Raw genomic sequence first — 6,999 nt, 5'->3', positions numbered from 1 at the left:
AGGTTTCTAAAGCTAAAAAAATCCCCGCCCAGCCCTCTAAGGAGAGCGGACGGGGAGATTTAAGAGCGAGCTTAGAACTACTCTACGTCAACCAGGCCCAGCTTGGCAGCCTTAACCAGGCGGCGCGGGATGCGAACGGTCTGGCCGTCGATGGTGACTTCCTGGAGGGCTACGTTGTCAGCCTTCCACTGGGAACGGCGTGCGTGGGTGTTCGCACGGGACTTCTTAAACTTAGGAGTTGCCATTTTCTACTCTCCTCCTTACGCGTTCTTCTTCTTGCGGCGTGCCATGCCACCGAAGCGCTGGTTGAAGCGCTCGACGCGGCCGGCGGTATCCATAACGCGCTGTGCACCAGTCCAGAACGGGTGGGACTCAGCGGTAACGTCAACGACGATCAGGGGGTACTCGTTGCCGTCTTCCCACTCAACGGTGCGGTCGGAGGAAGCGGTGGACTTGGTCAAAAAGGAGTGACCGGTACCAGCATCGCGGAAGACTACCGGGTGGTAATCCGGGTGAATATCTTTCTTCATATATATTCCCTCAGGGTTGGACTACGGGTCGGTTCCACACGCTTAGTGAGGATCGTGCCCGAGTTGGGACGTACAAATTTCACTCTGTTAACCGCGCGCCGCGTGGCACGGGTCAACAACCTGAATTATCCTACAGTCAACTAACCCATATACGAAATCCCCGACCAGCGGCGACCACACATTTCACTCACGTTTCTTGCATCACGCTTGGCGGCACCCCACAGGCAAACACCACCCCAGCACGGCAAACGGCTCACTTGCCACAGCAAGATAGCGATTAGGTAATTCGCGTCCGAGGCTGTAAGATTTTCCCTTGCTGTTGTCAAAATATACGTTTTACGCCCCGTCTACTGGTGTTTGACAATGGCGCCGCACCCGCTCACACCTCACTTTTGAGCACTGCCACCCTCACACGGCAGTCGGCGCTTCATTGTCTATAGCCATGATGTGGGCGGCTAGGAGAAAGAAGACCCATGTCGGCTATTTGCCAGGTAACGGGCCGCAAGCCGGAATTCGGCAAGCAGGTCTCGCACTCGCACCGCCGCACTTCGCGCCGTTGGAACCCCAACGTGCAGCGTCGTCGCTACTACCTGCCCTCTGAGGGCCGTACCATCACCCTGAATGTTTCCACCAAGGGCATGAAGATCATCGACCGCGATGGCATCGAGTCCGTTGTGGCTAAGATTCGCGCACGTGGGGAGAAGATTTAAGTATGGCACGTAACGATATCCGCCCAATCATCAAGCTTAAGTCCACTGCGGGCACCGGTTACACCTACGTGACCCGTAAGAACAAGCGCAACAACCCGGATCGCATCACCTTGAAGAAGTTCGATCCGATTGCCCGCAAGCACGTCGAATTCCGCGAGGAGCGATAATCAATGGCTAAGAAGTCCAAGATCGCTAAGAACGAGCAGCGCAAGGAAATCGTCGCCCGCTACGCGGAGCGTCGCGCTGAGCTCAAGAAGATCATCAAGAACCCGAACACCCCGGATGAGGAGCGCCTGGAGGCTCAGTTCGAGCTGAACCGCCAGCCTCGTGACGCTTCCCCAGCCCGCGTACGTAACCGTGACGCTGCCGATGGCCGCCCACGCGGTTACCTCCGCAAGTTCGGCCTGTCCCGTGTCCGTATGCGCGGCATGGCTCACCGTGGTGAGCTGCCGGGCGTTCGTAAGTCCAGCTGGTAAAGGGGTAATTGCACAATGGCTAATAAGCGCAATAACCAAAAGAAGTTCCGTATGGAGCAGAGCCGTCGCCCAAAGAAGAACCCTTTGAAGGCTGAGGGCATCGAGAAGGTGGACTACAAGGACACCAAGACTCTGCGTCTGTTCATCTCGGATCGTCACAAGATCCGTTCCCGTCGCGTCACCGGTCTGACCCCGCAGCAGCAGCGTCAGGTTGCTACCGCAGTCAAGAACGCACGCGAAATGGCTCTCCTGCCGTTCACCACCCGCTAAACAGTAGCTGGGTATCAACAGCGCACTTTTGCCGCTGGCAAGTGTGACACGGTAAAAGAACCATAAGCTTTCGCCGCCTCCCTCCTCGAGGGCAGGCGGCGAAAGTCGTTTTGGCCCTCCCACTCCTTCCACCCGGCCCACATGCCCGGATCACAGAGCCGAAGTGTTAGATTGAAAGCATTCGTGCACCCCGCAGCCGGCGGGAAAGCACCGGCCCCGCACTAGTGAAAGGCAGTGAGCAATGGCCCTGCACCAATCCCTACTCGATCTTTCCGAGCTCGCCCCGCACTGCCAGTCCCGCGCTACGGCCCGCGGACTGCTCGCAGAGGCCCAAGATATCTTGCGCAATGCGGTCGCCCACCAGGACAATGAGATTGAATTGGCCCACTGGTATTCCCGGCTGATTACGGATATTGTTCGCTCCCCGGGGGTCAACTCCCCAGTCCGCCTCAGCGGCGCTGCGGCCCGCGGCGACCAGCTGCCGTCCATGCCTGTGGAGTGGATGGGCGACGATGCCGATCTCCAAGACGTCTTCGCCGATGTCGGTCTCCAAGCTCACGCAGCCGCCGATTCCATCGCCGCGCGCGTCGACGCCGGCCTGCCCCTCGGAAACGGCGGAGAACAAGCACTACTGGAAGAAGCCTTGGCCCAGCGTCCGCCTGCCCTCAAGATGGTCGATGGGCTGCCGGACCGCGATGCAGCGGTAGACATCAAGGCCACGCTGCTCTCCCCCATCGCAGCAATCGCACGCTGGGCAGCGCCGGGGCCGCGCCCGACGGTGGATCGGCTGGCGATCGGCGTGGAACGCGATCTGCTCAGCGCCGCTGACGCAGAGTCTTTGGACCTAGCGTGGCGCACCGGTTATGCGTTAGAGTTGCGCCGTTGGTATGAGGGCGTTAGCGATCGCCCGGTCACGCTGCGCGATCTTCCGCCGCTGGACCGCACCGCTTATGGTTCTGCGTGCCGCATTGTCTCGGCGGCGTTTGAGTCTATTTCCCGGCGGGCAGAAGAATATAAATAGTCTCTACGATGCGGATTCGGAAGCAGTACCTAGTCGGGCATAAGATTGTACAGTTGATTATTAAAAGCGATTTCTCTTTTGTGAAAGGAGGCGTCCCACCGCATGGCAGGCAATGTCGGTAGGCCGCGTAAACACAGCCCGCGGCGCAGGGGCAATAGCGCCCGTGAGGAGATTTTGGACGCCTCCTCTGAGCTTTTCACTACTCAGGGTTTTGCTACCACGTCCACGCACCAGATCGCAGACGCAGTGGGTATCCGTCAGGCGTCGCTGTACTACCACTTCCCGTCCAAGACGGAGATTTTCCTGACGCTGCTCAATTCCACCATCGAGCCCTCCTTGGAGTTGGCCGATGAGTTGGCGGGCACCGACGCGGACCCGGCACAGCGCCTGTGGTCTTTGGTCGCCGCAGAGTCGCGTCTGTTGCTCACCAGTGGCTGGAACGTGGGCCGCCTGTATCAGCTGCCGGTGGCCAATTCCTCGGAGTTCTCCGAGTATCACGAGTCACGCGACCGCCTGCAGAACCATTTCCGCTCCACCGCCGCCGCCATCGTGGGCGAGGATGACCCCCGCGTGGAGCTGCCCTTCCACATTGCGCTGTCCGTGATTGAAATGCGCCCCAATAACGGCACACCGCCGTTCGACGCTTCCCAGTCGGTTCCGGAGACTGCCGCCATGCTTGCCGACGCCGCCTTGGCCGTCCTTGGCGCCTCCGTCCCCGAAAACGCCGAGGAAACTACCTTGGAGCTGCTGAAGAATCGCAACGACTCCATCTCTGCGGCCGCCGCTGCTGCGGCCGACCGCAAGAAGAAGTCGCGCTAGACCGTCGTTCTTCTCGTTAGCGCTGCCACGACTCCGTGAACTCGCCCGTGGCGGCCAATCCGCCGCCCTCGCGCACGCTCACTGCGCTCGGGGTCACCACGATGATCGACGGATCCGCATTGACGTAGTAGTTATTGCCGTCTTGGGTAACGTCGCTCGTCTGGAACTGGCCGTCAAACATCGACGAGCGATAAATCTTGTCACCACCTCCGGTCTCGCAAATGATAGCTCTGCCGTCGGGACCAGCCCCAGCGAACAAGGCACGCTCAAAGCGCTGACAGTTGGCGTAGCCGCCATCGAGCCATCCGTACTCGTTGAAATCAGAAATGTAGTTTCCCACACCAGTCTTCTGACCCCCACCGGTGGAAGACGGGGCCTCCTGCTTTTCCGTCTGCGTGACCGTGACTACCGGCGGTTCCTCCGGGGCTTCCTCTTCCTTGGTTACGGTCTTTTGCGCGGGCGTGGATTCCTCGGCGTTTTCTTCTTTGTCGGAGTTATTGACCGTGGTCATTCCGCTGCCCTTACCTTTGAAGCTCGGGGCGGATTCGTCCGAGGAGTCGCTGCAACCGCTCAGCGCGAGGCTGGCGGCCACGAGCGGGACGAAGCCTGCGGCGATAAGCGGGCGGAGGCTTAAGCGAGAAGTCATGGGTTTTCCTTTCTACTGACAGGCTTAGCAGGCGGGGCTGGGCCACTGGGTTTCGGCCTGCGCTAGGGCTTCGGCCATGGAGGTAAGCACGGTTTGGGTGGAGGTGTACTGGCCATCAGGGGACGAGGCGATTAGTGCCACGGCGACGTCGTGACCGCCCAGCTGCACGATGCCCATTTGCCGCACATCGTAGGAACCGGCGGGGCTCGGGCCCCAGCCGCCCTTCATAAAGGCGCCCGGCAGGGTGCGCAGGCCGTAGCCTTGGGCGGGATCGGTAACACCCATGGCGTCGATAATCGGCTGGGCACCTTCAACGCAGCGCAGCCCGGCCATGAACTTTGCTTGGTTGCCCACGCTCCACATGGTTTGGCCAAAGGCCGTGAATTCCGGGCGGGTGACCTGGGATTGGACTTGGGTGGCGGTATCGCCCGCCTCCGCGATGACGCTTTGCGCGGCCTGCGCGGCGGCGGTGCCCTCCCCTAGCCCCGCCCACGCGGCCTTGGCGGCCTCGTTATCGGAGTAGGTGATTGCAGAGGACACCAGCTGGCTATCGGCCACACCCGTGCGATTCGCCGCGATGAGCACAGGCACCTTGGAGGTTGACCACGCGGCTTCGGGAGCGGTGCGCCCCGCTTCAATGGTGGTCGTGCCATCGGAGACAGCGATGCCCACATCGCCGTGTTCGGCCACGATGCGGTCAAGCACGGCTTGGACGTCGCTGGAAGGCGCCGCGGCCGATGGCTCCGTAGAAACGGCCGGCGCAGACGAGGCGGCTGGCGCTGCGGATGAGGCCGCGGGCGATGCGGACGTGGTCTCTTTTCCGTAGAGGGGATCGGCCGTGCCGCGGGCCTCGGTGTTGACAAAGGTAGGGGAAGTATTCGCCGCGTCCTCGTCACCGCAGGCGCTCAGGGTGAGCGCGCAGGCGATAAGGGCGGCTGCCGGGCCCCAGGCCCGGCGGATAGGGAATGTCATGGCATTTAGCTTAGGCTAGTGCGCGAAGTGGCGGGTACCGGTCAGGTACAAAGTAACGCCGGCTTCCTTCGCTGCCGCGATGACTTCTTCGTCGCGAATGGAGCCGCCGGGCTGGACAACGGCCTTAACGCCGGCGTCGAGAAGCACCTGCAAACCATCGGCGAACGGGAAGAAGGCGTCAGAAGCGGCGAAGGAGCCCTCGGTGCGGTTGGCACCATCGGCCAAGGTGTTGGCGCGCTCGACGGCTAGCTTGGCGGAGTCAACGCGGTTGACCTGGCCCATGCCTACGCCCACGGTGGCATTGTCCTTGGCCAGCAAGATGGCATTGGACTTCACCGCGCGCACGGCGCGCCAGGCGAACTCGAGCTCAGCCAAGTCGGACTCGTTGAGGGCCTCGCCCGCAGCCAGGGTCCAGTTGGCCGGGTTATCACCCTCGGCCTGGTAGGTGTCTGGCTCTTGGGTGAGCACACCGCCGGAGATGTACTTGCGCTCCTCGTGCTGGTCTTCGTGCTCTGCCTGCAGCACGCGCAGGTTCTTCTTGGCCTTGAGGACCTCGATGGCGCCGTCCTCATAGGAAGGAGCGACGATGACCTCGGTGAAGATCTCCTTGACCTGCTCGGCCATCTCTACGGTGACCTCGCGGTTGACGGCAATGACGCCGCCGAAGGCGGACATGGGGTCGCATGCGTGCGCCGCGCGGTGGGCGGCGGCGATGGACTCCTCGGAAACAGCGATACCGCATGGGTTAGTGTGCTTGATAATCGCAACGCAGGGGCGCTCGTGGTCCCACGCGGCGCGCCACGCGGCATCCGCATCCTGGTAGTTGTTGTAGCTCATCTCCTTGCCATTGAACTGGGTGGCATTGGCAAGGCCCTTGGAGCCGATGCGGGTGACGGTAGCCGCCTGGTGAGAGTTCTCGCCGTAGCGCAGCGGGGTGGTTTGGCCCTCCTCGCTGAGCTGGTCCACGAACCACGCGGAGACGGCCGCATCATAATCCGCGGTGTGCAGGAAGGCGTCGCGCGCCAGGCCGCGGCGCTGCTCTAGGGTGAAGCCACCGTTGTTCACGGCCTCCACGGCCTCGTCGTAGCGGGAAGGATCCACGACGACGGCAACAGACGGGTGGTTCTTGGCGGCCGCACGCACCATGGATGGGCCGCCGATATCAATCTGTTCCACGCAGCCATCAAAGTCCGCACCAGAAGCTACAGTCTCGCGGAAGGGGTACAGGTTGACCACAACGAGCTGGAAAGGCTCTACCTCGAGCTCGGAGAGCTGGTTGAGGTGGTCGTCCTTGCGGGTATCGGCCAGGATGCCGGCGTGCACGCGCGGGTGCAGCGTCTTGACGCGGCCTTCCAAACACTCCGGGAAGCCGGTGAGCTTTTCTACCGGAGTGACCTCGATGCCTAGGTCCGCGATCTTCTTCGCGGTGGAGCCGGTGGAGACGATTTCCACGCCTGCCTTATCGAGGGCGCGGGCTAGATCCTCCAGCCCGGTCTTGTCGTACACGCTGATAAGGGCGCGCTTTACCTGCTTGCGGTCTTCGCTCATGAGGAGG

The 6,999-nt window shown here is 61.7% G+C and carries 11 protein-coding genes; 6 read left to right on the top strand and 5 right to left on the bottom strand.

Translation table 11 applies throughout. The annotated features are described in order from the left end of the window. Positions 1-77: 77 nt before the first annotated feature. Together rpmF and CORTU0001_RS05745 are read right to left on the bottom strand one after the other, a co-directional pair. Positions 78-245 carry a 50S ribosomal protein L32 gene (gene rpmF / locus CORTU0001_RS05750; protein WP_005328103.1) on the bottom strand — a complete coding sequence of 56 codons (168 nt, stop codon included), beginning with the start codon at positions 243-245 and terminating at the stop codon, positions 78-80. 15 nt (positions 246-260) lie between these two features. Further along, positions 261-530, bottom strand: a complete 270-nt coding sequence (locus tag CORTU0001_RS05745; RefSeq protein WP_005323793.1) for a type B 50S ribosomal protein L31 — start codon at positions 528-530, stop codon at positions 261-263. 473 nt (positions 531-1,003) lie between these two features. Between CORTU0001_RS05745 and rpmB the strand changes: the two genes are divergently transcribed. From rpmB to CORTU0001_RS05715, 6 genes are all read left to right on the top strand, one after another. Next, positions 1,004-1,240, top strand: coding sequence for a 50S ribosomal protein L28 (gene rpmB, locus CORTU0001_RS05740; RefSeq protein WP_005279911.1), 237 nt, complete (start codon positions 1,004-1,006; stop codon positions 1,238-1,240). 2 nt (positions 1,241-1,242) lie between these two features. Next, positions 1,243-1,407 carry a 50S ribosomal protein L33 gene (gene rpmG, locus CORTU0001_RS05735; protein WP_005279910.1) on the top strand — a complete coding sequence of 55 codons (165 nt, stop codon included), beginning with the start codon at positions 1,243-1,245 and terminating at the stop codon, positions 1,405-1,407. A 3-nt stretch (positions 1,408-1,410) separates the two neighbouring features. Next, complete coding sequence (gene rpsN, locus CORTU0001_RS05730) at positions 1,411-1,716, top strand: 30S ribosomal protein S14 (RefSeq protein WP_005279906.1); 306 nt, start codon at positions 1,411-1,413, stop codon at positions 1,714-1,716. A gap of 15 nt (positions 1,717-1,731) precedes the next feature. Then, entirely contained in the window at positions 1,732-1,986 is a 255-nt protein-coding gene (gene rpsR, locus CORTU0001_RS05725) for a 30S ribosomal protein S18 (protein ID WP_005279904.1), read from the top strand. Positions 1,987-2,227: 241 nt separating this feature from the next. Next, entirely contained in the window at positions 2,228-3,007 is a 780-nt protein-coding gene (locus tag CORTU0001_RS05720) for a putative nucleotidyltransferase substrate binding domain-containing protein (protein WP_005328100.1), read from the top strand. 102 nt (positions 3,008-3,109) lie between these two features. Next, on the top strand, positions 3,110-3,826 hold the full coding sequence (locus CORTU0001_RS05715; RefSeq protein ID WP_005328098.1) for a TetR/AcrR family transcriptional regulator: 717 nt from the start codon (positions 3,110-3,112) through the stop codon (positions 3,824-3,826). A 16-nt stretch (positions 3,827-3,842) separates the two neighbouring features. Here the strand turns inward: CORTU0001_RS05715 and CORTU0001_RS05710 are convergent, their stop codons facing one another. Genes CORTU0001_RS05710 through purH form a run of 3 tightly spaced genes read right to left on the bottom strand, consistent with a single transcriptional unit; the run spans position 3,843 to position 6,992 of the window. After that, the gene (locus tag CORTU0001_RS05710; protein WP_005328095.1) at positions 3,843-4,472 is read right to left on the bottom strand and encodes a hypothetical protein; all 630 of its coding nucleotides are present in this window, start codon (positions 4,470-4,472) and stop codon (positions 3,843-3,845) included. A 24-nt stretch (positions 4,473-4,496) separates the two neighbouring features. Further along, positions 4,497-5,444, bottom strand: coding sequence for a serine hydrolase (locus CORTU0001_RS05705; RefSeq protein WP_005328094.1), 948 nt, complete (start codon positions 5,442-5,444; stop codon positions 4,497-4,499). Positions 5,445-5,459: 15 nt separating this feature from the next. Beyond that, positions 5,460-6,992, bottom strand: a complete 1,533-nt coding sequence (gene purH, locus CORTU0001_RS05700) for a bifunctional phosphoribosylaminoimidazolecarboxamide formyltransferase/IMP cyclohydrolase (RefSeq protein ID WP_005328092.1) — start codon at positions 6,990-6,992, stop codon at positions 5,460-5,462. Positions 6,993-6,999 lie beyond the last annotated feature (7 nt).

Source organism: Corynebacterium tuberculostearicum SK141 (assembly GCF_000175635.1).
In the GTDB taxonomy this organism is placed as follows: Bacteria; Actinomycetota; Actinomycetes; order Mycobacteriales; family Mycobacteriaceae; genus Corynebacterium; species Corynebacterium tuberculostearicum_C.
This window is presented reverse-complemented; position numbering and strand designations above follow the sequence as displayed.

Coding starts and splice junctions, on each gene's coding strand:
- rpmG (WP_005279910.1), top strand. CDS start 1,243: ATGGCACGTAACGATATCCGCCCAATCATCAAGCTTAAGTCCACTGCG.
- purH (WP_005328092.1), bottom strand. CDS start 6,992: ATGAGCGAAGACCGCAAGCAGGTAAAGCGCGCCCTTATCAGCGTGTAC.
- CORTU0001_RS05715 (WP_005328098.1), top strand. CDS start 3,110: ATGGCAGGCAATGTCGGTAGGCCGCGTAAACACAGCCCGCGGCGCAGG.
- rpmB (WP_005279911.1), top strand. CDS start 1,004: ATGTCGGCTATTTGCCAGGTAACGGGCCGCAAGCCGGAATTCGGCAAG.
- rpsN (WP_005279906.1), top strand. CDS start 1,411: ATGGCTAAGAAGTCCAAGATCGCTAAGAACGAGCAGCGCAAGGAAATC.
- rpmF (WP_005328103.1), bottom strand. CDS start 245: ATGGCAACTCCTAAGTTTAAGAAGTCCCGTGCGAACACCCACGCACGC.
- CORTU0001_RS05720 (WP_005328100.1), top strand. CDS start 2,228: ATGGCCCTGCACCAATCCCTACTCGATCTTTCCGAGCTCGCCCCGCAC.
- CORTU0001_RS05705 (WP_005328094.1), bottom strand. CDS start 5,444: ATGACATTCCCTATCCGCCGGGCCTGGGGCCCGGCAGCCGCCCTTATC.
- rpsR (WP_005279904.1), top strand. CDS start 1,732: ATGGCTAATAAGCGCAATAACCAAAAGAAGTTCCGTATGGAGCAGAGC.
- CORTU0001_RS05745 (WP_005323793.1), bottom strand. CDS start 530: ATGAAGAAAGATATTCACCCGGATTACCACCCGGTAGTCTTCCGCGAT.
- CORTU0001_RS05710 (WP_005328095.1), bottom strand. CDS start 4,472: ATGACTTCTCGCTTAAGCCTCCGCCCGCTTATCGCCGCAGGCTTCGTC.